The organism is Pedobacter sp. Bi126, from assembly GCF_918698245.1.
Taxonomy (GTDB): Bacteria; Bacteroidota; Bacteroidia; order Sphingobacteriales; family Sphingobacteriaceae; genus Pedobacter.
In genome coordinates this window covers 1,216,526-1,240,236 of sequence record NZ_CAKKMS010000001.1, presented here as the reverse complement: position 1 = coordinate 1,240,236, position 23,711 = coordinate 1,216,526, and the positions used below count along the sequence as shown (strand labels likewise).

The window sequence follows — 23,711 nt, the reverse complement described above, 5'->3', positions numbered from 1 at the left end:
GTCTGAAAAACAAGGTAACTATACTTATTGATAATTTCAGAAATACTAACACTTCAATTAGAATTTCTTCTTTCTTTAAGATCCCGAAAATTTATTAGCTTTGTGACATTCCTGATGAACAATCTTTTTAATGTTTAGGAATTATGACAGCATATATCTACATATCATCCCCTTCAGAAATTGCCTAATAGGCGATAAAATAATGTAATTTGTTTTTGTTTGATTGGTTGCTTCAAGAGCTGTTCAATCTGCTATAACATTTTATTTCCCTTGAAGGGGTATATCCTTGCTCAAGGACGAATTGAGACCCACATTCAAGTTAAAGGAAATTAAATGGAAGTCCGATGGACACATATGAATTGCCATGCAGGATTAGAAGCGCACGGCAGAAAAAGCGGTTGGTAAAAACAGATCGCGACAAACAATTAATCAGGCTGAGTAAAAGAAGATCGGAACTTTGGATACAAAGGCGGGAACTGCCAATGGTACCTCTTGAAAAGCCCTATCAAAGAGGCTGGAAAAGATATTTTGTACTCAGAGCAGATATTGCATTTAGCATAAGAGCCGAGTTTTATACCGCATTATTAGCTAAGATCAATACAGTTGAATACCACCATGATAAAACTTTTAAACGAAAAAAACGCAGTAAAGGAAGGTATGGATACGAAATCAAAAAGCAATTGCTGCGCGAACTCACACCATATTTATGGGAAAGCAGCAATTTAGACCTTACCGAACAGGAAAAAGCGTGTTTTAGCCAGGTTGAAATTTACAATGTTAAAACACGCCAACAGGAAATCAGGTATGTTTTTACCGAACCGTGGAGATATAGGTTAAAAATTGCACCCAATATGGTTACACACAAAAAGTTATTGGATACCGACCTGGTAAGAGAACTGGATCTTATTGACAATCATATTCAACGCAATAATTTGGAGGGACACATACATTCATTAACCAATGGTCGAAAGAGTAACTTTTGGAGGTATCACCGAGGGTTGGCAAAATACAGTATGGTTAAGATTCCGAAATACAGATCCAAGGAAACGTATTTGGAGTTAGATTTTTAAAATTTTATCAATAACTAAAACAATTCTCAAACTTATTTGTCTTTTAGTTTCATTAGTTTGTTTGGTTTAGTTTTATTGGTGGATGCGAATAAGACAAAATAATTGGCCTCATAGCAATATGGGGCTTTCTTGTTTATATACGGCAAGGCCCAAACATAACATTGTGATAGCAATGCTGATCAATCTTACTGATAAGAAACCTGATGTGCTTTCTCTTGAAAAAAAACTTAATTTTTTTATCAAATTCTTAAAAATACACTTAAGTAGGTGAGGCATAGTGGATTTAGACTGAGCCATTTTTTGATTTGCCTGAAATACTTATTCAAAAATTTTTGGCCCTGTAAAAGTAATCATACTGTAATCGGATTTATACGATAATGTACTTCTAATGATCAAAATAATATTCTTGATTTCGTGATAAAATATTTAATATTGAATTGATAAATCGATTTATCAATAACCGAATATGATGATGAGCTTAGGAATATTTGCTACCTGTGGTGCAGTATATGTCTGTGTAGTTTATTTGTGTGTAGTTTTTAACCCGTTTAAAAATACGATCTCCCATCACACAATTGCTTTTAACTCAAGCCTTCTGATTAAAGATGATGATTTGCCGTCAATTATTTTTTTATTGAATAATTGATAAAACGTTTTAGCTGCTAGCAGTTGAATTATATATTATTAACTAATCATTTCTAAACCTAAACCAATGAAAATCAATCTACTAAAGATTTCAGGGCTTTCTGTGCTTTTTCTGCTCAATAGTCCTGCTTTTTCGATGAATCCGGTTGCTGAAAAATCCGAGGGGTTTTCCGGGCCAGATATGCCTTTAGTGCATATCCAAAACCGAAAAGTAATTACAGGAATCGTATTAGACGAAAAAAACATGCCTATTCCTGGCGTTGGCATCAAAAACATTTCGTCAGGTAAAACCGCTGTAACTGATGAAGCTGGTAAATTCAGCATTGAGGCCAACACAAACGATGTGATCCGTTTTTCTTATGTTGGCTATCAAAACAAAGATATAACAGTTGGCAATGAAGCTAACATTAGCGTTAAAATGGCACCTGCCGAAGCCAATAAGTTAGATGAAGTAGTGGTAATTGGTTATGGATCGGTGAAAAAAACAGATCTTACGGGTTCTGTTGGTGTGGTTAAAGCCAGCGAACTTCAGGAACGTCCGTCTTCATCGCTAAACCAGGCACTGGCTGGCCGTATTTCTGGCGTACAGGTAAACACCAACTCGGGTAGACCCGGCGGGCAGACCAATATCAAAATCCGTGGATTTAGTTCAATCAATACAAGCAACAATCCACTTTATGTGGTAGATGGTGTGGCTTTGCCAGTGGGATCGCAAACACAGAACAGTAACGCTATCGATTACATTAACCCAAGCGATATCGCTTCAGTAGAGGTGCTAAAGGATGCTTCTTCGACGGCCATATACGGTGCAAGGGGTGCAAATGGGGTAATTTTAATCACCACCAAAAAAGGAACAGCAAATGCCCAACGCATTACCTATGATGCAGATTTTGGCATCAATACATTGGCGGCACACCATGTTAAAATGCTCGATGCCTTTGAGTACGTTAAAGTGCAGGATCTGGCTTACGAGAATATTAAAGTTTACGATCCGGTAGGTTGGGCAGCAGGAAGTTACGCATCCAAACCCGTTCCAAAAGCAGCCAGAATTGCTTTACCTCAATTTTTCGATGGTAACGGAAATCCATTATATAATACCGATTGGTTAAAAGAATCTACACAGAACAAGCTTTCGCAAAATCACCAGCTGGGTTTTACAGGTGGAAACGAAAATAGTACTTACGGTGTTTTTGCAGGCTACCGCGATGACCAGGGACTTTTGCTGAACTCTTATTTAAAACGATATTCGGGCAGATTTAATTTTGATAGTAAAATTAAACCATGGTTAAAGGTAGGCGGTAATTTGAGCTACAATAACCAGAATGAAAACATTGTTGATCAGGGAACGGGCGGCTTAAATTCAGTCCGTATGATTACCGAAGCATTTCCTTTTCTACCAATTAAACTGGCAGATGGCAAGTGGGGCGATAATAAACTGATTCCATGGGCAGAAGGAGGCTCTAATCCCGTGCACATCTTAACTGATCAAAAATATGGAATGGTTACCCAAACTGCTTTGGGAAGTATTTATTCTACTATTAGCTTTAGCAAAGATTTGGAATTCCGTACCCAATTAGGGGCGAACATTGTGAGCCGTAACATTAATGAGTACAATGCCAAACAGTTATACGGGATCTCTGATGGACAGAATGGAACGGCGAATGTAACCGACGATCGGGAAACCTTCTGGTCACTGGAAAATTATTTAACCTATAACAAACGTTTTGCCGAATCGCATGCCATTAATGCTTTATTGGGTATCTCCTGGCAGGCCACCAGCTTTTTTAGCAATACCAGCCATGCGGAGAATTTTGTAACCGATTTTTACGGAAACAATAACATGGGCTCTGGAAGTAAATCGATTACGGTTGGTTCTAGCCGTAACAGATCGGCTTTTAACTCTTACTTCGGAAGGTTAAACTATGCTTTTAAAGATAAATACCTGGTTACATTTACGGGTAGGGTAGATGGATCATCCAAATTCGGAGAGAACCATAAATTCGCCTTTTTCCCTTCAGCAGCATTGGCTTGGAAAGCTTCAGACGAAGATTTTCTAAAAGGAAACAAAACCATCTCTAACTTAAAACTAAGAACCAGTTATGGTTTAAGTGGTAACTCAGAGCTCCCTGCGTATCAGTCGCTCGCCACATTGGTTAATAACTCGGCTATTATTAATGATAGTAAGGTAACCGGTATTGGTATCGGCAGGTTGGCCAATCCGGACCTGGTTTGGGAAAAAACAGCACAGGTTGATGCGGGTTTAGAATTAGGCTTGTTTAACAACCGCATTAATTTGGAGGCCGATCTTTATTATAGAAAAACTACCGATATGTTATTGGATGCCCCGGTTCCACGTACCACAGGATACGCGGTGATCAGAAAAAATATCGGGTCTATGCAGAATAAAGGTCTAGATTTAGGGATTAATACGGTAAACGTACAAACCGACAATTTTACCTGGAAAACCAGTTTCAATATCTCACTTAACCGTAACAAGGTACTTTCTTTGGCTACTCCTGATGATATTTTTGGTGTGGGTAACCCAAATTTCACCAATCAGACTGGTATAATCAGGGTAGGTGAGCCTGTGGGTTCATTCTGGGGGCTTGTACGTTTAGGAACCTGGAGCGAGGCCGAAAGGGCAGAAGCAGCCCAATATGTAAGTTACCGGGGTGGTAAAACTTTGCTTCCTGGCGATATTAAATATTTAGATGTAAACGGCGATCATGCCATTACAGATGCCGACCGTCAGATTATTGGTAACGGAACGCCAAAAGGCTGGGGATCGTTTGGCAACTCATTCCGCTATAAAAACTTAGAGCTGATTGTAGAACTTCAATATTCTTATGGAAATGATGTGTTGAATATGACCCATCACTCGGGTGAAGACAGACAGGTACAGGCCAATAGTTTTGCCAGCGTATTAAATGCCTGGACTCCTCAGAATCAAAATACACCGGTCGCCGCAATCAGGGATCAATCTGCCGGATATGTTACCAACGTGGATACCCATTGGTTAGAAGACGGTTCTTTCATCCGTGGAAAAAACCTTTTACTGGGTTATACTTTTGATAAAACACTTGTCGAAAAATTACGCTTAAGCAAGCTGCGTGTTTATGCATCCGTTCAAAATTTCTTCCTGGCAACCAAGTTTACAGGTAACGACCCTGAGGTAACTACCTATGGAAATGCATTTGCACAAGGTCAAACATTTTTCGATTATCCAAAGCCAACCACCTTCATGGTAGGTTTAAACATTGGATTATAAATATTAATTAAAGAAAGGATATCAAAATGAAAATGAACATAAAAAATATCGCTGCTTTGTTGTTGCTAAGCGTCGCTATAATCGGGAACTCAGGATGTAAGAAGTTTTTAGATGAAACAGATCCCACCAATCTTTCGCCCAATAATTTTTATACTTTGCCAGAACATGCTGAGGCAGGTATTGCTGCTGTTTATGCAGAGACCAGGTTTCTTGGAAACGGTGCCGGTATTTATTCCAATAACTGGCAGATGCTTGATGCGCCAACCGGTATACAATCTACCGAAACCGCACAAAACTCCGATCTGAACAATTTGTATTCATTAATTTATGATGGAACAAACCTGCATGTTAACCAAACCTGGAACGGATTTTATAAAGTGATTGCACAAACCAACCTGGTGTTGGATAAAGTTCCGGGCATTAACCCGATGGATAATGCACAGAAAAAAAGGATTTTAGGAGAGGCTGCTTTCATCAGGGCCTGGGCCTATTTTTACCTGGTACGTTTATGGGGCGATGTGCCTTTAATCACCAAGCCGATTACCAGTCCTAACGATCCCAATTTTTCTCCTTCCCGTACACCACAAGAGCAGGTGTACAAACTCATTGTTGATGATCTGGTTGCTGCAGAAGCGGCAGGTTTGCCTTTTATGGATGCAAGTGGACGTGTTTCTACGGCGGCAATTAAATCTGAACTGGCAAAAGTATATTTAACCATGGCCGGACAGCCCCTTAACAAAGGAGCAGCATATTATAAATTGGCTGCAGATAAGGCCAAAGAGGTAATCGATTATTCAACCGGGAATTCAGCATCACTTGGCTTGTTCCCTGGTTATGGAGCCCTGCACGATGCGAAGAATGACAATAAAGTAGAGCATTTATTCGGAATCCAATATAACGATGCTGCCGGATCTGGTAACCCCTTGCAATCATCTTATTTACCGCTGCACCAGCCATTGGTTTCTAAAATCGATGGCATTGGAACGGCTATTCCAACCGCAGATTTTTATGGTTCTTATGAGGCAGGAGATTTAAGGGCTAAAAACAGAGAAGGTTATTTCTTTACCGATTATTATACCGATGGATTTAAAATGCCGTTGGTTAACCGCGGTAAGCCTTATGTTTTTAAACACTTCGATCTGATTGCAAATGGAACACTAGGTGTAGAAGGTACGAGCAGGAGTGATCTGAATATTCCACAGATCCGTTATGCCGAAACCTTATTAATTTATGCCGAAGCACAGAACAGGGCAGATGGTAGTCCGAATGTTGCTGCCTATACTGCGGTAAATGTAGTACGAAAAAGAGCGCAATTGGCTGATCTTGCAGGTTTGAGCCAAACACAGTTTGAAGAAGCCGTTTGGAGAGAACGCTGGCACGAACTGTGCTATGAGGGCGTTACCTGGTTTGATATGGTGCGGTTACGTAAAGTGTACAATGAAACCACCAATGGTTTTGATAATTTTGTTGGTCATATCAATAAAAGTGTAAACCAACCTTTGCAAACCAAGCATTTATTGTTCCCGATTCCTACTTCAGAAATCAAAAACAACCCTAACCTGACTCAAAACCCAGGTTATTAAATAACAGTATTTTATTATTTCTAATGGATGGTGTCACACCGACCATTAGAAATGTTTTAACAAAAAAACGGGTGCCTCATATCGGGCATCCGTTTTTGTTTTGTAATATCCTTATTTTTCAAGATGATTTCATTCAATTATTCTTTGTTAATAAACCTAAAGGAGCTGGCATCCCTATTATTTTCAATCGGGATAAAGCGTATGGCCTATCCGTGTGTACACATCTTTTCGAGGTTGAATTTTTAGGCGTTTTGCTTGCTTACTCGAATAACGCATTACCTTAACTGAAGAACGCAATCAATGCCAAGCGCCAGGGAAATCAAAAAAACAGGTCTAACATAAACCCTTAACCTCGATCCAAACCTAAAACGCAGTGGTTTTGTGCACGTTTTGCAAAATCTTTTACCAGGCACTCGCTGCACAAAACAAAGTGCTTCTAATTTTTAACCTGTTCTGAAAGATAAAAGTTGTACACTTTAATTGCACAGGTTTGCAATTATGGGTACAGTTTTAAAGATAGCTCTATAATGGTTTTTAATTATTTTAAATTTATTATAAAAAAGCCCTATGAAAAAAATGATGCTAACAATAGGTGTTGTAGCGGTGATGCTATCTTCATGTATAAAAGGTCTTGGTGGACAAGTTGAATCTATGAAAAAGAACAAAATAGGCTTCAAACTTGGTGGAGTAAACCACAATGTAGGGGAGCCTAATGTTGGTTTTCCGACCGAGCCACTTAAAAATTTCATTGCGCAGTTAACTATTATAGCTTACAACACAGCAGATGGCACTGAGGTGGCCAGGCAGACACAACTGGCTACAAGTTCTACATTTGGCCAGATCAACTTTGAGCTGCCTAATGGAACGTATAATTTTGTAGCAATTGGATCGAATAGTGAATTTGGCATCAATCAATTTTACGATGCGGATAAAGATAAGCCTGTTTATTTACCCTATGCAGAGGCGAACTTTCAATATTGGCAACCAACACAGTTTTTTTTGGATAAGTTTTACAAAACATCTGATACATTTTTCGCAAAAAGGGTGGGTATCGCTGTAAATAGTGATCAAACCATTGAGGTGATAATGGAAAGGATTGTAGGATTATTGAATGTTGTGGTAACCGATCTCCCAAATTACATTATTGACCTTCAAAATGATTACACTGCATATAGAATTGAAACCCAAATTTCTTATAATGCAATGGAGAATGATTTTGGATCGGCACTAAAATATAGTAAAGATGGCCCCATAAGTTACTACATCATCAGAACTCATGTTCCTGTAGGCATACGGATTAGGAATGGCAGTACAGAAAAATATGTTGAGGTTAGTGTTCCCAAAAATAAGCGCACAACCTTAACCGGGCAGTTCGCGACGATGAACTTTACATCTGTTACGGAATAGTTATAATCATTTCATACGCCTGGTTAATGCAGTAAATATGACGCTTAAGATCTGAAACAAAAAAATAAAGAGCCCGAATGGGCTTTTTTAATTTATTAGGCTTATTTTTGCGGAAAATTATACAACCACACAGGAGAATAATTAATGCCTGTGAACCTCGACAATCATTAGAAAACTAATATTTTATCAATGACAAACGACAAAAAAGAAATATTCGAAAGCGTAGCACAACGTTTAAAAATTGAAGGTTTTAATGTAGTAAACCGCGATGAAACACGCCCTTGGGGTGGTTTCTTTGTAATAGATGAAGCACAGGCGCAACAATTTGCCGATACTTATTTTGATGGATTAAATGTTGAAGACCTTAAAATTGGCGGTAAATTAAGTCCGAAAATTTTAATCGTTGCACCAAATACGCGCCTTTCGTGGCAATATCACCACCGCAGAGCCGAAATCTGGCAAGTGGTAACCGGTACTGTTGGCATTAAAACCAGCCAAACGGATGAAGAAGGTGAAGTGAAAAAATATGCTCCAAAAGACCAGATCAAATTACAACAAGGCGAACGTCACCGTTTAATCGGTTTAGAAGATTGGGGTGTTGTAGCAGAAATATGGCAACATACCGATGCTTCAAACCCATCAGATGAAAGCGATATCGTACGTGTTCAAGACGATTTCGGCAGATAATAAATAATTTAAAAAAGAATCCTGTTCTATGCATTGGAACAGGATTCTTTTGTCTAAACGCTTAATTTAAGCGGTTTTCTAATCGATTAAAACTAAACACCCTCAAAATACGTTTATAAAGCATACACATCCTTACATGATTATCTTCATTTTTTTTCTTTGCCATTGGTTTTTATCCCTGTTTAGCCAAACCTTTTTCCTTCACCGTTACTCGTCTCACAAGATGTTTAAAATGGAGCTTTTTTGGGAGCGGTTTTTCTATCTGATATTGCTGATCTCGCAAGGCTCTTCATTTTTAAACCCCAGGGCTTATGCCATTCTGCACCGGATGCACCATGCTTATAGCGACACAGAGAAAGATCCACACTCGCCACATTTTTTTAAAGATGTTTTCGGGATGATGGTTGCAACGAAGAATATGTACATGAATTATCTGCAGTTTAAAATACAGCCAGAGCCAGCTTTCCAGGGTAATTATCCCGAATGGCCAATTGTGGATAAGATTGGAAATTCATGGGCCTGGAGAATTGCATGCGGACTATTTTACATTGGTTTTTATGTTGCTTTTGCCAATCACTGGTGGCTATTTATTTTATTGCCGATCCACTTTTTGATGGGTCCTTTACATGGGGCCATTGTAAACTGGTGTGGTCATAAATATGGCTATTCTAACCATGATAATGATGATCATAGCAAAAACTCATTACCTTGGGATTTCTTATTAATGGGCGAACTTTTTCAGAACAACCACCACAAAAAACCAAACAGTCCTAACTTTGCTACCAAATGGTGGGAATTTGATCCAACCTATCCCGTAATGAAGGTGCTGCACTGGATGCGGATTATAAAAATTAGAAAGGTTTAAGGGAAGACTAAAGCCCAAAGCTAACTGCTCCGTCTTACTATTCCGAATGTTCGGGATTTATTCCATGGTCTGTGTCCTCACAGACCATTTATTTTTTCTGTTTGGTTCACTAAACTGGCCATAGCTTTTTTTCACCAGGGAATCACGGAATTAATCTTAACAATTTGTCATCCTGTCGGAGGACTGTCGCAAGTTTCATTTCATGGTTTTGAGTGTAATCAAAGCGCAATAAAGGGCTTACTGTCATCCGTAATTCCTTTTACCGATAAAAGCGTGGTGTTTGCCGGCAAATTGATAGAGTTAGTGTAAAAAGTATAGCTTATAATTGTAACAAAATGCAATTTGCGTAGACTAATTACAAAAGACTAACTCTTTAACATGAAAAAACTTCTACTACTTACCTTCATCCTTGGATTATTTTTTACCGCGCATGCCCAGTTTACTGGTGGTGGCTTGGGTGGGGGACCAAAAAAATCTACCGTTACCGGACGTATTACCGCAACTATACTCGATTCGCTAACTAAAAAACCAATTGATTACGCAACGGTATCGTTGATTACTGCAAAAGATAACAAATCTGTAAACGGTGGTGTAACCGATGGAAAGGGAAAATTAAGCTTACAAAATGTATCACCTGATTCTTATAAGCTAATGATCGGTTTTATGGGCTACAAAACAAAATCTGTTTTGGTTACCACCACGCCATCAAAACCCGATAATAATATAGGTACAATTTATATTTCATCAAGCGAAAATACGCTGGCAGATGTGCAGGTTCAGGGAACAAAAGCGGTTATCGAAAATAAAATCGATAGAATGGTTTATAATGCAGAAGCTGATGGAACGAATGCTGGCGGCGACGCTACTGATGTAATGCGTAAGGTGCCGATGTTATCGGTTGATATTAATGGCAACGTGCAGTTGCGTGGTGGCGCGGTACGCGTTTTAATTAATGGTAAGCCTTCCGGTACTATGGCCAGCAGCGTTGCTGATGCTTTAAAAATGATCCCTGCAGAGCAGATTAAAAGTGTAGAGGTAATTACCAGTCCATCAGCTAAATACGATGCAGAAGGTTCTGGGGGTATCATTAATATTATTACTAAGAAATCTAATGCACAAGGCGTAAGTGGTTCGGTAAATGCTTCAGCAGGTACACGTCAGAACAACGGTGCATTTAACTTAACTGCAAAAACGGGCCGTTTAAGTGTTAATACTTCATTAGGAGGAAATTTTGCATACGCTCAGAATTCGAGGGTTGTCATCGTTAACAACACCAAACTAAACAATGGAGGTGTTAACAATTTATCACAAGACGGTTTCTCAAAATGGGGCAGAGATGGTTTAAATGGTAGTTTAGGTGTTGATTACGATTTTAATGCATACAACAACATTAGCTCTAATGTAAAGTTTAACCGTTTTTCAAATGGAGGTCCAGGTGAATCGGATTTTATTTATAATAGTATCCGTCAAAAAAATATCAGCGATATGGATATGACATTCAGTAACATGGATTGGAATGTCGATTATAAAAAGACCTCTAAAAAAGAAGGTGAAGAGTTTTCTATTTCTGCGCAGCTATCTACCGGCCGTACGCCGCAAAGGTTTAGTAATACACTTATTCCTCAGGATTCTTTAACAGGAGTAACTACTGAAAGAAACAATACCAGTAAAAATAATGAGTACACCGTTCAAACTGATTATACGTACCCATTTTCTAAATCAACAACCTTAGAAGTAGGCGCAAAAGGTATTTTTCGTAAAATTAGAAGCCAGTTCGATTTTTCATCACAAGACTTTGATTATAATCAAGATGTTGCCGCAGCTTATGGTGTAATTAGCTTCAACTTAACCAAAAAATTAAAGTTTAAAGGCGGTTTAAGAACGGAATATACTACAATAAGTTTTAACACTAAGGCTAACGGAATTCAGAAGAATGATTATCTGAATTTGTTCCCTAGTGCAATCATATCTCAAACCTTAAAAGGAAATGCAACATTAAAACTGAGTTATAACCGTCGTTTACAAAGACCTGGTCAAAACTATTTAAATCCTTTCCTTAACGATAGTAACCCAATTAACTTACAGCAGGGAAATCCATATTTAAATCCTGAATTAAGTGATAACTTAGAGTTGGGCTACAGTACCTTTATAAAAGGATCGGTAATTAATGCATCAGTGTTTTACCGCCGTACAGGAGGGATAATCGAAAGTTCACTTACTACAACTGCTGCCAATACACCATTAACCACTTACATTAATGTGGGTACTGGCCAAACTTACGGTTTCAATGTCTTTGGCTCATATAATCCTAAACCAAAATGGACTTTGATGAGTAATTTTGGATTAAATACTTATGAAGTGGATAATAAGGTAGCCAATTTTAATACAGGTACTTTTATAAACTATAATATTTTTGCCCGTTCTGCATATGGTTTTGGTAAAGGTTATAATTTTGAATTATTCGGTGTAGTAAATTCTCCAAGAAGAACGTATCAAGGTAAAACAGATGCGATGATCTTTTATGGTGCATCATTCAAGAAAGATATCTTAAACAAAAAAGGATCAATTGGTGTAAATACTTTGAACCCTTTCACAAAAGATCTTCACATCCAAACTGTAAATAACTCTATTACACCTACTGGAACAGTTTTTCAGAGCCAAAATATCTACTATCCGCTGCGCTCTTTTGGTGTGAACTTTAGTTATTCTTTCGGTAAACTTAAATTTACAGAAAAGAAAAAAATCAAAAACGACGATGTGAAGCAAGATCAGCAACAAGGCGGTGGCATGGGCGGTGGCGTTCAGCAGTAAAACCCAATTTAACATACATTTTAAGCCTTTTCGATTTCTTTCGGAAAGGCTTTTTTCGTTCATGTCCCTATTTTTTTCTGTAAAAGCGTTAAAGCCACGCTAACCAATTTTTAAGTAGCAATATTTTTGCATAATTAAGCTTGTAAGGTGGTTTATGCGTTTTTTGTTGATGTTTTTTGCAATATTTTGCAGGATGAAGGGTGTTTATGTAAAATTTTGCACGAAATACAGCCTTATTGATCATGTTTTGTGCGTGTTTTTGGTGCTAAAAATGTTATATTGCATATAACTAAAATCCCCTAAACTAAACAATTGTGATATGAGAAAAATCTTTACCTCACTTTTTTTTCTTTTTATTTTACTGATTGGCCTATCCACAATGGCACAGGTAAAAACAATAACAGGAAAAATAACCGCTGTTGATGATGGAGGTCCATTACCAGGAGCAAGTGTAAAAATCAAGGGCAGTACAACAGGTACCTCCACCAATGCCAATGGTAGCTTTACCATTCAGGTGCCATCAGCTAATGCTGTACTGGTTATCAGTCTTATTGGGTATAAAACGCAGGAAATTACTGTTGGTAGTAAAACCACAGTTAATGTAGGACTGGCTGCGGATGCACAGGAACTGCAGGAAGTAACCATTTCAACCGCACTTGGAATTACCCGACAGGCTAAATCTTTAGGTTATGCTGCACAATCTGTAAAATCTGAAGACCTGAATTATAACCACCAGCCTAACTTGCTTAATGCATTACAAGGTAAGGTTGCAGGTGCTACAATTTCGAGCACTGGCGGTGGCCCAGGCCAGGGCGCAAGTATTCGGATCAGGGGAGTTAACTCTATTGACCCTAACATTTCTGGCGATCCTTTATATGTAATAGATGGCGTGCAGATTGATAACTCTACCTCTACAGTCGGGGCTAATCCCGATGGAACCGCATATGGTTCAAGAGGTGTAACCAATAGGGCTTCAGATATCAATCCAGAGGATATTGAAACCATCAATATTTTAAAGGGAGGTGCCGCTACCGCGCTTTATGGATTAAGAGGCGCAAATGGTGTTGTGGTAATTACCACTAAAAGAGGCAAGCAGAATGGCGTTAGCGTTAATTTTAACAGTAGTTACGGCTATGATGAAGTGTTGAAATCGCCGGATGTACAAACAGAATATACCCAAGGCGTGTTGGGCGTTTATACCAACCCTCCAGGCGGAATTGGACCGGCATGGGGGCCAACCATTGCTGAAGCGAAACTGATTGATCCGACTCACCCTGATCAATTATTCAATAACTACGACCGTGCTTTTGGTACAGGTCAGCAAATTAAAAATTCGATTTCGGTTACTGGCGGAAGTGAAGCGATTAAATTTTTCTCTTCTCTTTCGCAGTTGTACCAAAAAGGGATGATGCCAAATACCGATAACAAAAATTTCTCGGGACGTTTAAATACAGACTTTACCATCAGTCCGAAATTTAAGGCCGCTGTAAATATGAATTTCACCAATTCTGGCGGATATACTTATAGTGCAGACCGTTTTGGCGAAAGTTTGGCTTATTGGTCGCCGCGTTACGATGTGGCAGATTATCAGAATGCAGATGGTTCGCAAAAATACTTCGGTACCAATAACCCGATCTGGGGTACAGCAAACAACAGGCTTAAAGGTGATGTTAACCGGTTTATCGGTGGGGCAAGCCTAAGTTATGATCCTGCAAAGTGGCTTAATTTTTCTTACCGCTTAGGTGTAGATACGTATAATGATAACCGTGTGCGCACTGCCCGCGGACCGATGTATGCTACTGAAGCCATGTACGATAATGCTCAGGGTTATTATGGCGAATACAATACCAAGTTTAGAACCATTAACAGCACTATCGTTGCCACACTTACCTCTAAACTAACGGATGATATTACTGGGACTTTAAGGCTTGGGCAAGAACTTTACGACCGTAAATCGAAAGAGATCGGTACTTTGGGCAGTATCCTCGGTGTGTACAATTTCTTTAATTTGGCTAATGCAGGTGTACTTACCCCAACGCAAACCCTGAGACAAAAAAGACTGATCGGTTATTTTGGAGAAGCAACTTTTGATTACAAAAATTATCTTTTCTTAACCGTAACCGGAAGAAATGACATCACTTCTACGCTGCCAAAAGCAAACAGGTCGTTTTTCTATCCTTCAGCAAGTTTAAGTTATGTGTTTTCTGATCAATTTAAGTTGCCTGCCGTCATTAATCAGGCCAAATTGCGCTTGTCTTATGCAAGGATCGGAAAGGATGCATCCGAATATTCTACGTTTACCGGATATTCGCCTTATACCTCGCTGCCAACCGGAACAGGTGGTTTAACCATTGCTCCAAACCTTGGCAATCCCGATCTTCGTCCCGAGTTTACCAATACCTACGAGGCTGGTTTAGAGATGTCGTTCTTTAAAAACCGTTTAGGATTCGATTTTACTTACTATTATTCATTAAGCAAAGATCAGATCATCCAAACGCAGATTTCTTCGGCAGTAGGTTATGTAACCAAATCAATCAATGCCGGCGATATCAGGAACAGGGGAGTTGAGCTGGTATTGAATGGTAAACCAATTGTGTCAAAAGATTTCAGGTGGGATGTAAATGTTAATTTTTCGGCCAACAGAAACATGGTATTGAGTATGCCTAACGGAATATCGGAAATTGTTTACGGTGCCGCAAGAGGTTACGGCAATGCAGGAGTAACGATGAAACTGATTCAGGGACAGCCATATGGCAATATTTATGGCAGCTATTTTAACCGTTATTATGGAAGTACGCCGGAGGATCCGATTGTACTCGATAAAGATCTTCCATTACTGATTGGAGCAAACGGATTCCCGAGCATTTCAGGTGGCAAACAAAAATTATTGGGTAATTCGCAGCCAAACTATATTATTGGTATGGGCAATACGTTCAAATACAAAAATTTCAGTTTAAATGTATTGTTTGATGCGCGTTTAGGATTTGAGAAATACAACTGGTTAGAAGATTTTTATTCGGCATTTGGATTGCCTGATTATACAGCAGATAGAAGAACAGTGCGGGTATTTGACGGCGTTTTGGCCAATGGACAACCGAACACCAAGCCTGTTTACATGGGGCAGCGGATCGGACCAGACGGTGTTGATTATGGTGAAGGCTATTACCGCATTTACTACCGAAACGTTTCTGAGCCTTTTGTAAGCGATGCCTCATGGGTACGTTTACGTTCTGCAAGTTTAACGTATAATTTACCAGAGAACTGGTTGCCTGCAAAATCAATCAAAAATGCTTCACTATCCGTTACCGGAAATAATTTATGGTTATGGACGAAATATTATGGTGTAGATCCAGAATCGAGTTCTTTCGATTCAGGTAGTAACAATGATGGCTCTGCCGGATTTACCTATCCATCTGCCCGTACAATTATGTTTACACTTAATGTTGGTTTTTAAATAGAATTACGATGCAAAAGATTATAAAATATACATGGTGCGCAGCTTTAATTGCAACACTGGGTTTGCAGAGTTGTAAAGACGATTATTTTGATAAATTGTCTGATAATCCGAATCAGGTTCCAACGCCAACACTCAATGCATTGTTGGCTACATCAACTTACAAAATCGGAAATAACAATTTCCTTGCCGGAAGTATTGTTGCCCCTTATGTGCAATATACCGCCAATCCTTCAGCTAATGCGGCCGGAGATACCTATCAGGCAATTGATTTTACTAGCACCTGGGATGCACTTTATTTTGCCATGGCCGATGCTAACGAAATGAAAAAACTGGCAGTTGCACAAGGCTCCAGCGAGTATAAAGGTGTAGCCGATGTAATTATTGCCTATAACCTTACCCTGGTAAATGATTTATGGGGAGACGCGCCGTTTTCGCAAGCTTTCGACATTAACAACCTTAAGCCTAAATATGATAAACAACAGGAGGTATATAACCAAGCCATAGCACTATTGGATGAAGCCATTGTTGAACTTGCCAAAACCAATGCAACAGTTAAACTGGCCCCTACAAGCGATTTAATTTATGGAAAAACTCCTGCCACTGAAAGGGCAAACTGGTTGAAAATGGCTTATGGTTTAAAAGCCAGATTATTGAACAAAATAAGTAAAACAAGTTCTTATAATCCTACAGCAGTATTGGCAGCGCTGAGTAATTCTTTTACCACAAATGCGGACGATGCCGGCATGGCTACTTTTAAAGAGCGTAATCCATGGGCCAACGTGGCACTGTCCAATTCGCAACAATCGCTGGGTGGATGGCTTTCAGAGCAGTTTATTGATGCCTTAAATGGTGCAACTTTTACTGTTTTTGATCCACGAATTGAAAAAATTACCGATAAAACCGTTAACAACACTTACATCGGAACCGTAAATGGGGCAGGTAACAGATTGCCTGGTGCAAACACCACAAAAGATGAGTGTTATATTTCCAGTAATTCTCCGTGGACCAGCAATACTGCTCCAATACTTATTGTTACTTATGCTGAGCTGAAATTTATCGAAGCTGAAGCTTCTTTTGATACCGATAAAACAAAAGCCTATGCAGCTTATTTGGCAGGTATTAGTGCTAATATGGATAAACTTTTGGTTTCGACAACTGCAAGAGATGCTTATTTGGCCAATCCTGTTGTTAATGTTGGTGCTGCGGCCTTAACAAAAGACCTGATTTTTAAAGAGAAATACATTGCAACCTATTTAAATCCTGAGGCCTGGAATGACGCCCGCCGTTTCGATTACAAGTACAAGGATTTCGGTATGCCGGCCAACGCTGCGCTTCCAACTTTTATCCGTCGTTTGGATTATCCACAGGGCGAACGCAGTAAAAACGGAGCAAATGTTCCGGCAGATGTGGCAAGAACAACCAAACTGTGGTGGGATCAGTAACATTCTTATAAAAAACAATAATCAGAGTCCTAACTGCACATCGGTTAGGGCTTTTTTTTATAATTTATTCGCTCAATATCAAGTAATGAAAAAATCGCTGCTTATACTGCTCATACTAATATCTGCCGCTAAAATTTTTGCGCAGAACTTTACACTGAAATCAGTTTTAAGTTATCCTTTTCCCACACAACTGGTAGCCTCGCCCGTTGGCGCTAAAATAGCCTGGGCCGCAAATGAACAGGGGAAAAGAAACATTTATACTGCTGAAGCGCCTGATTATAAAGCAATAAAAAATACAGATTATAATGATGATGATGGGCAGGAATTAACCAGTTTATCTATTTCTGCAAATGGCAAATGGATTGTATTTGTACGTGGCGGCGATCATGGAGGAAGAGATGGCGGACCGGTTAACGCAAATTCATCTCCAATTGCACCAAAAATACAGGTATTTGCTGTTCCTTTTGGCGGTGGAAAAGTTATTGCAATAGGTGAGGGCGATAACCCCATTATTTCACCCAACAGCGAACAGGTGCTGTTTAGCAAAGCAGGTCAGGTGATGGTTGCCCCGATTGATGGGTCGTTTCCGGCAAAAAATCTATTTTACGCAAAAGGCATCAACTCAGGTTACAAATGGTCGCCGGATGGAAAGAAGATTGTGTTTGTTTCCAACCGCACAGATCATTCTTTTATAGGTGTTTATACCGATCAGCAAACGGCGATACAGTGGTTATCGCCATCTTTTTCTAAAGATAATGCACCGGTTTGGTCACCAGACGGCAATGCGATTGCTTTTATCCGCACAGCAGGAATAGGTATTGAAACGGATTCGATTTTAACGCGAAAACATCAACCTTGGGCCATCTGGACGGTTAACGTAAATACTGGAGAAGGAAAACAGATCTGGAAAGCTCCCGAAACGATCAGGGGTTCTTATCCTTCAATTGATGGTGGTACCAATTTACAATGGGCCGATGGTAAGATAATATTCACTTCATATGAGGACGGTTGGCCGCACTTGTATGCGATTAATCCTGATGGATCTGGCCGTTTATTGCTTACCCCGGGTAATTTTGCTGTTGAAAACGTTAAACTGAGCAACGATAAAAAGACTTTGGTTTTTGCAGCAAACACAGGTAAAGAAGCAGATGATTTAGATAGGAGGCATATTTACAAAGTAGCAGTAAATAAGGCAAACATGGAGGCATTGAGTTTTGGCAAAGGCATCGAAGCCTATCCTGTAATTTCGGGAGATAACCGTACTTTTTTCTGTTTAAGTTCTACAGCAGAACGGCCGCTTTTACCAGCTGTATTAAATGATAAAAAGGCAGTTAAACTCATCGGTGAATCACTTATCCCTAACGATTTTCCCATCAAAGAAATGGTAATTCCAAAACATGTAAACTTTAAGGCACCCGATGGCAATACCGTATATGGACAATTGTTTTCTCCCAAAAAAGCAGATAAAAACAAGCCGGCAATCGTATATGTTCATGGTGGCCCTCAACGGCAAATGTTTTTGGGTTGGAACCCGATGGATTATTATTCAATTGACTATGCTTTAAACCAGTACCTGGTAAATATGGGGTTTACGGTTTTATCTGTAAATTACCGTTTGGGTACTGGTTATGGTTTTGATTTTCATAAACCTTTAAATGCCGGGGCACAGGGAGCAGCAGAATATCAGGATATAAAGGCTGCAGGAGAATGGTTAGCGAACCAGAAGGATATCAATAAACCTAAAATCGGCATTTATGGCGGTTCATATGGTGGCTACTTAACTGCACTGGCGCTTGGAAAAGATTCTAAATTGTTTGCAGCTGGGGTAGATATTCATGGCGTAAATTATAGGTTTAGTAATCCAGGAACCGAAGGAAAGGAGCCTGCCCCAGATGCTGCACTGGCCGCCAGGGTAGCCACATCATCATCTCCGGTGAGTTACATCAACACGTGGACATCGCCAACATTAATTATTCATGCCGATGACGACCGCAATGTTGCTTTTAATCAGAGTGTAGATTTGGCCAAAAGGTTTGAAGATAAAAAATTCGATTTTGAGTTTCTGACCATACCGGATGATACCCATCATTGGATGAAATTTTCTAACGGGTTAAAGGTGAGTGAAGCAACGGCCGATTTTCTTAAAAGGAAGTTGATGGATAAGAAGTAGCAATGGTTGCTGGTTGAAGACAACGTTTAAGTTGACGATTCTTCTATTTCTTTTTAATCCTTTTCAAAATCATCAAACTCAGCGGATTAAAGGAATAACCTGAAATGTTGTTCTGAAGCATCACTACCGATTGATCGTAGAAAAGCGGAACAACAGGCGCGTAATCCATTACCATCTGATCCATTTTGCGGTACAGCTCAAAGCGTTTTTCGTTATCGGTTTCATAATAGCTTTTCTCAAATAGTTGATCGAATTCTTTATTGTAAAAAGCAGTGTAATTTGGTCCATAAGGGACTTTATTTTTTGAGTAAAACATAGAAAGGAAATTCTCTCCATCGCCGTAATCGGCCAGCCAGGAGCCACGGAAAAAGTTTACGCTGTTTTTAGACATTAAATCCCTTAAGCTGGCACTTGGGCTTACATCAATTTTAACTTTAATACCTATTGCAGTAAGCTCGCCCTGAATAAATTCGATCAGGTCTTTGTAAGTTGTTGTTGTATTTAGGGTTACTTCTCCCATACCTTTACCTTCCGGGAAACCAGCTTCCGCTAAAAGTTTAGCAGCCAGTTTTGGGTTATAGGCATATCCCTTTACAGCAAGGCTATCAAAACCAGGCATGCCTTTAGGAATGAAACCAGATGTTGCCGCTATGCCAATGCCATTTCTTAGGTATTTAATCAATCTGTCGCGATCGATTGAATAATTAATGGCCTGCCTGATTTTTTTTAAGCGCAATGGCGATTTCTTCACAATCGAAAGATTGGTATCAACCAATATACCTACATACTCGGTACACAGGTATGGGCTTTTGGTTAATGTAAATTTTCCTTTGTACTTCGAGGTCATTTTTCCACTTTTGGTCAGGATATCGTCGCGGTAACTGCCGTCAACATTATAGTAGAAATCCAGGTCCTTTTTCAGGAAACTCATGAAACCACTTTGTTTATCGGTGATGAAGCTGGCTTTTACAGCATCAAGGTAGGGTAATGCCATTCCTTTGGCGTCTTTTTCAAAATAATGCTCGTTTTTTAAAAGCACTAATATTTCACCTTCTTTCCAGTATTTAAATTTAAAAGGGCCGGTGCCAACAGGATGACTTCTGAAATCCTTACCATAATGTTCTACAACTTCTTTGGGTACAACAGAGCAGTATTGTGTAGTGAGCAAACTCATAAAGGGTGGGAAAGGACGCACCAGTTTGATCTGGAAAGTAGAATCATTTAATGCGATAAAATTATGCTTATCCTTCACTTTATCACTAAAAATCCACCCGCCCGATGAGGCGACCTTTGGATCGATTAAACGATAAAAACTATATACAAAATCACTTGCCGTTACTTTTCGGCCTTTGCCATTTTTAAAAATAGGATCATCATGAAAGTAAACATCATTACGCAGGTTAAAAGTGTAAGTTAACGCATCTTCCGAAACCTGCCAGCTTTTGGCTATACAGGGGAGTGTTTGCAAGGATGAATCGATCTGTACCAAACCATTAAAAATCTGGTTGGTCATCCAGATTGCATTCTGGTTGCGCGCAAAGGCCGGATCAATAGAGGTTAAACCCTGATCGAGATTGATATTGAAGACTTTTTTGTCCTGATGATCAGCATTTTCCTTACATGAAAAGAGTAAGCTTACACAAAAAAACCAAAATATATAATTAAATGAGCCTCGCATGCGATCAGGAATGTTATTTTTGCACAAATTAATAAATTTAATGCAGATGTCTTTTTTAAACGATTTATTTATCGGCCTCGATGCTGCTCACCAGGAAGAATTACAGGAACGTTTAGATTTAGTGGAGCACAAGATTAAGTTTATGGATAAAATGCCTGTAGCCTGCTTAGATACGAGCAACAATCCGGAATATTTTTTATCAGAAGAAATTTCGCTGGCAGGTGGAATGATAGAGACTGACCTACTAAGCGCTGTTTTTATTATTTATTATCAGCCGGGTAAAACTTTAACCGACTTAATGAGAGAAGTACCTGCAGCATTAAATACCGATTGGCAAGCGGTACAAAACAACAGAATCATTTTATTGAATGACGATGTTAACCGCGAAAGAACTGCTGAAAATGCCGTTTCGCTAATAGAAGATATCGCCGAAATGTTACACCCGGGTTCTTTTATCTTTGGCCACGAAGGTGATAAATGGATCAGGTTTGGCGCATAGGGAATGTGAGATGCTAGATATGAGACGTTAGATTGGAGACGAAAAATTTGCAATTTTACAACATTCTATACTTGCGATCGTTTCCAAACAAGTGAATAAACAGTAATGTGATTTTATCGTTTGACACGATAAGCCATCAACGCTTGTTGGCCTAATCTTATGGGTAGGCTGGTAGCCTTTCAACTAAAAAATCGGTTTTTCTGCCAGATAACAATGTCTGACAGCACGAGAAAACTTTACAACTTTTACTTTTAACCTTCCGGCCCTCCTATGCTTGCGCTCGTTTCCAAACGAGTGCATAAATAGTAATACGATTTAATCGTTTGAGACGATAAGTAATTCAACGCTTGTTGGCCTAATCTTATGGGTAGGTTGGCAGCCTTTCAACTAAAAAATCGGTTTTTCTACCAGATAACAATGTCTGAGAGCACGAGAAAACTTTACAACTTTTACTTTTAACCTTCCGGCCCTCTACCTTCAGCCTTTAAATTTCCTTAATTTGGTATTCTTCTATTTTACGGTAAAGTGTGGTTAAACCGATCCCCAGTAATCGCGAGGTTTCTGTTTTATTCCCTTTGGTATGGATAAGTACTTTTTGAATGTGCTGCTTTTCTATCTGTTGTAGATTATAATCGTTTTCCATCGGTGCAAATTCAAAAAATTCGGGAGGTAAGGCGGTAGCGCTTAAGGTATCTCCATCCGAGAGGATTACCAAACGTTCGATCACATTTTTAAGTTCCCGGATATTCCCTTTCCAGCTATGACCGCTCAATAGGGATAAAATTTTATCATCCATTTTTGGTGCTGATCGGTTTACCTTATCTGCAAATTCTTTTAAGTAGTGTTTTGCCAATGCAGGGATGTCGGCTTTCCGATCGCGTAACGGCGGTAAGGTAATGGTGAAAACCGAAAGCCGATAATAAAGATCGGAGCGGAATTTTCCAGAAGTTGCATCGGCTTTTAAATTTTTATTTGTGGCGGCTAATATCCGAACATTTACCTGTTGCGTTTGGGTATCGCCTACTTTTATAAAAGTCTGGCTTTCGAGTACACGCAATAGCTTTGCCTGTAAATCGAGGTTCATCTCGCCGATTTCATCCAGTAATAATGTACCGCCGTTAGCTTCTTCCAACAGGCCTTTCTTATCTTTATTGGCGCCTGTAAAAGCCCCGGCTTTGTACCCAAAAAGTTCGCTTTCCAGTAAATCAGGGCTAAAGCCACTGCAATTTAAGGCCACAAAGGGTTTTGCTGCCCTAGGGCTTTCGTAATGGATAGATTGAGCAAAAACTTCCTTCCCTGTTCCGGTTTCGCCCAATAATAAAACAGTAGTATCAGTTGCACTTACTTTCCTGGCCAGATCAATCGCTTCCTTTAAAGCTTTTGATTGACCGATTATGGTTTCGAAGCTGTGTTTTTTAGCAATTTTGTTTTCCAGATCGGAGACCCTTCGCTGCAGATTTGATTTATCCATCGCCTTGTACAAAAGCGGAATAATTTTGTCGTTATCATCGCCTTTTACCAGATAATCAAATGCCCCGTTTTTGATCGCCAAAACGCCATCGGCAATGGTACCGTAGGCGGTAAGGTTTATAATTTCGACATAAGATTTTATGGCTTTTATATCTTTAACGAGCGCTACTCCATTAACATCAGGTAGTTTAACATCGCTGATTACAATGCTGATATCGTTATTTTTAAGCAATTTAAGGCCTTCTTTTCCAGTATTGGCCTGTAAGGTCTTAAATCCTTCTAATTCTATAATCCTGGAAAGTAAACTGCAGATTTTCTTTTCATCATCGATGATGAGCACCATGCCATTCATAGGTAAAATTTATGCTGCAATATTAAGGATAAAAATATCGAAAGATGATGAGGTGGATAAAATAAACGACTCATGCTGCCGACTCTTCTTCCTCGGTCTGTGTCTTCACAGAACGAAAAGATAAACATTGCAAAAGAAAGCGGGTGGTCTGTGAGGACACAGACCACGGGTTGAGATTAAATGATTTTCGTAAAAACTGAGTAAGGTCTTCGACTACGCTCAGACTGACAAATGCATGGTTATCTTTGGTCTTTAAGCTTTGGTCTCCCTACTCTCGACTCCCTACTCCAAACTAAATTGTACCTTT

At 39.3% G+C, this 23,711-nt stretch carries 13 protein-coding genes; 11 read left to right on the top strand and 2 right to left on the bottom strand.

Translation table 11 applies throughout. The features are described from left to right. Positions 1-344: 344 nt before the first annotated feature. The 10 genes from LQ201_RS04935 (at position 345) to LQ201_RS04890 (ending at position 19,405) form a co-directional block, all read left to right on the top strand. Positions 345-1,070: a hypothetical protein gene (locus tag LQ201_RS04935; RefSeq protein WP_230145651.1), complete on the top strand. Its 726-nt coding sequence runs from the start codon at positions 345-347 to the stop codon at positions 1,068-1,070. Between the two features lie 712 nt (positions 1,071-1,782). Next, the gene (locus LQ201_RS04930) at positions 1,783-4,983 is read left to right on the top strand and encodes a TonB-dependent receptor (RefSeq protein WP_230145650.1); all 3,201 of its coding nucleotides are present in this window, start codon (positions 1,783-1,785) and stop codon (positions 4,981-4,983) included. 32 nt (positions 4,984-5,015) lie between these two features. Further along, positions 5,016-6,566, top strand: coding sequence for a RagB/SusD family nutrient uptake outer membrane protein (locus tag LQ201_RS04925; RefSeq protein ID WP_230146607.1), 1,551 nt, complete (start codon positions 5,016-5,018; stop codon positions 6,564-6,566). A 576-nt stretch (positions 6,567-7,142) separates the two neighbouring features. Next, the gene (locus LQ201_RS04920; RefSeq protein WP_230146606.1) at positions 7,143-7,973 is read left to right on the top strand and encodes a FimB/Mfa2 family fimbrial subunit; all 831 of its coding nucleotides are present in this window, start codon (positions 7,143-7,145) and stop codon (positions 7,971-7,973) included. A gap of 189 nt (positions 7,974-8,162) precedes the next feature. After that, positions 8,163-8,660: a phosphoheptose isomerase gene (locus LQ201_RS04915; protein WP_025142534.1), complete on the top strand. Its 498-nt coding sequence runs from the start codon at positions 8,163-8,165 to the stop codon at positions 8,658-8,660. Between the two features lie 136 nt (positions 8,661-8,796). After that, positions 8,797-9,525, top strand: coding sequence for an acyl-CoA desaturase (locus tag LQ201_RS04910; protein WP_215131673.1), 729 nt, complete (start codon positions 8,797-8,799; stop codon positions 9,523-9,525). 378 nt (positions 9,526-9,903) lie between these two features. After that, complete coding sequence (locus tag LQ201_RS04905; protein WP_230145645.1) at positions 9,904-12,336, top strand: outer membrane beta-barrel family protein; 2,433 nt, start codon at positions 9,904-9,906, stop codon at positions 12,334-12,336. A gap of 319 nt (positions 12,337-12,655) precedes the next feature. Continuing rightward, positions 12,656-15,790: a SusC/RagA family TonB-linked outer membrane protein gene (locus tag LQ201_RS04900; RefSeq protein WP_230145644.1), complete on the top strand. Its 3,135-nt coding sequence runs from the start codon at positions 12,656-12,658 to the stop codon at positions 15,788-15,790. Positions 15,791-15,801: 11 nt separating this feature from the next. Next, entirely contained in the window at positions 15,802-17,235 is a 1,434-nt protein-coding gene (locus LQ201_RS04895; RefSeq protein WP_230145642.1) for a SusD/RagB family nutrient-binding outer membrane lipoprotein, read from the top strand. Positions 17,236-17,320: 85 nt separating this feature from the next. After that, positions 17,321-19,405, top strand: a complete 2,085-nt coding sequence (locus LQ201_RS04890; protein WP_230145641.1) for a prolyl oligopeptidase family serine peptidase — start codon at positions 17,321-17,323, stop codon at positions 19,403-19,405. Positions 19,406-19,448: 43 nt separating this feature from the next. Here LQ201_RS04890 and LQ201_RS04885 read toward each other — a convergent pair whose 3' ends face one another. Continuing rightward, the gene (locus tag LQ201_RS04885) at positions 19,449-21,083 is read right to left on the bottom strand and encodes an ABC transporter substrate-binding protein (protein ID WP_230145639.1); all 1,635 of its coding nucleotides are present in this window, start codon (positions 21,081-21,083) and stop codon (positions 19,449-19,451) included. A 46-nt stretch (positions 21,084-21,129) separates the two neighbouring features. Between LQ201_RS04885 and LQ201_RS04880 the strand changes: the two genes are divergently transcribed. Further along, positions 21,130-21,582, top strand: a complete 453-nt coding sequence (locus LQ201_RS04880) for a hypothetical protein (protein WP_230145637.1) — start codon at positions 21,130-21,132, stop codon at positions 21,580-21,582. Between the two features lie 484 nt (positions 21,583-22,066). Here LQ201_RS04880 and LQ201_RS04875 read toward each other — a convergent pair whose 3' ends face one another. Continuing rightward, a complete protein-coding gene (locus LQ201_RS04875) occupies positions 22,067-23,404 on the bottom strand; it encodes a sigma-54 dependent transcriptional regulator (RefSeq protein WP_230145636.1) in 1,338 nt (445 codons plus the stop codon). Between the last annotated feature and the right edge of the window lie 307 nt (positions 23,405-23,711).

Bases quoted from the DNA above. Each gene is read 5' to 3' on its own strand.
- LQ201_RS04915 (WP_025142534.1), top strand. From the start codon at position 8,163: ATGACAAACGACAAAAAAGAAATATTCGAAAGCGTAGCACAACGTTTA.
- LQ201_RS04895 (WP_230145642.1), top strand. From the start codon at position 15,802: ATGCAAAAGATTATAAAATATACATGGTGCGCAGCTTTAATTGCAACA.
- LQ201_RS04930 (WP_230145650.1), top strand. From the start codon at position 1,783: ATGAAAATCAATCTACTAAAGATTTCAGGGCTTTCTGTGCTTTTTCTG.
- LQ201_RS04925 (WP_230146607.1), top strand. From the start codon at position 5,016: ATGAACATAAAAAATATCGCTGCTTTGTTGTTGCTAAGCGTCGCTATA.
- LQ201_RS04890 (WP_230145641.1), top strand. From the start codon at position 17,321: ATGAAAAAATCGCTGCTTATACTGCTCATACTAATATCTGCCGCTAAA.
- LQ201_RS04880 (WP_230145637.1), top strand. From the start codon at position 21,130: ATGTCTTTTTTAAACGATTTATTTATCGGCCTCGATGCTGCTCACCAG.
- LQ201_RS04910 (WP_215131673.1), top strand. From the start codon at position 8,797: ATGATTATCTTCATTTTTTTTCTTTGCCATTGGTTTTTATCCCTGTTT.
- LQ201_RS04885 (WP_230145639.1), bottom strand. From the start codon at position 21,083: ATGCGAGGCTCATTTAATTATATATTTTGGTTTTTTTGTGTAAGCTTA.
- LQ201_RS04905 (WP_230145645.1), top strand. From the start codon at position 9,904: ATGAAAAAACTTCTACTACTTACCTTCATCCTTGGATTATTTTTTACC.
- LQ201_RS04920 (WP_230146606.1), top strand. From the start codon at position 7,143: ATGATGCTAACAATAGGTGTTGTAGCGGTGATGCTATCTTCATGTATA.
- LQ201_RS04900 (WP_230145644.1), top strand. From the start codon at position 12,656: ATGAGAAAAATCTTTACCTCACTTTTTTTTCTTTTTATTTTACTGATT.
- LQ201_RS04875 (WP_230145636.1), bottom strand. From the start codon at position 23,404: ATGAATGGCATGGTGCTCATCATCGATGATGAAAAGAAAATCTGCAGT.
- LQ201_RS04935 (WP_230145651.1), top strand. From the start codon at position 345: ATGGACACATATGAATTGCCATGCAGGATTAGAAGCGCACGGCAGAAA.